Here is a 494-nt window from a genome sequence, read left to right as displayed (position 1 = left end):
TCGGACAAGTGCATCCACGAGCTGTTCGAGGCGCAGGTCCGGCGCGCCCCCGAAGCCGTCGCCCTCGTCCACGAGGACGAAGAGCTGAGCTATGGTGCGCTCAACGCGCGCGCCAACCGGCTCGCCCATCATCTGATCGCCCTCGGCGTGAAGCCGGACCAGCCGGTGGCGATCTGCCTCGAGCGCAGCCCGGCCATGGTCGTCGGGCTCTTGGCGATCCTCAAGGCGGGCGGCGCCTACGTGCCGCTCGACCCGGCCTATCCGTCTCAGCGCCTGCGCCAGCTGCTCGACGACGCAGCACCGAAGCTGCTGCTTTGCGATGCGGCCGGTCGCCAGGCCCTCGGCGCCAGCGCGATCGCCGGTCTGACCGCGGTCGACCTCGATGCCGCAACACCGGCCTGGGCGAACCGGCCGGCATCCGATCCCGACCCCCGCGCCCTCGGCCTCACTTCCCGCCATCTCGCCTACATCATCTACACCTCCGGATCCACCGG

The 494-nt window shown here is 70.9% G+C and carries 1 protein-coding gene; it reads left to right on the top strand.

What is annotated here, in order from left to right:
• Nucleotides 1-494, top strand: a 494-nt coding sequence (locus tag QN224_RS33630) for an AMP-binding protein (RefSeq protein WP_283980186.1), incomplete at both ends; no start/stop codon positions are given.

The sequence above is a fragment of the Sinorhizobium sp. 7-81 genome (genome assembly GCF_030124405.1).
GTDB lineage: Bacteria > Pseudomonadota > Alphaproteobacteria > Rhizobiales > Rhizobiaceae > Sinorhizobium > Sinorhizobium psoraleae.
Note: the sequence above shows the minus strand (reverse complement) of the source record. Positions and strands in the feature narration are given on the sequence as shown.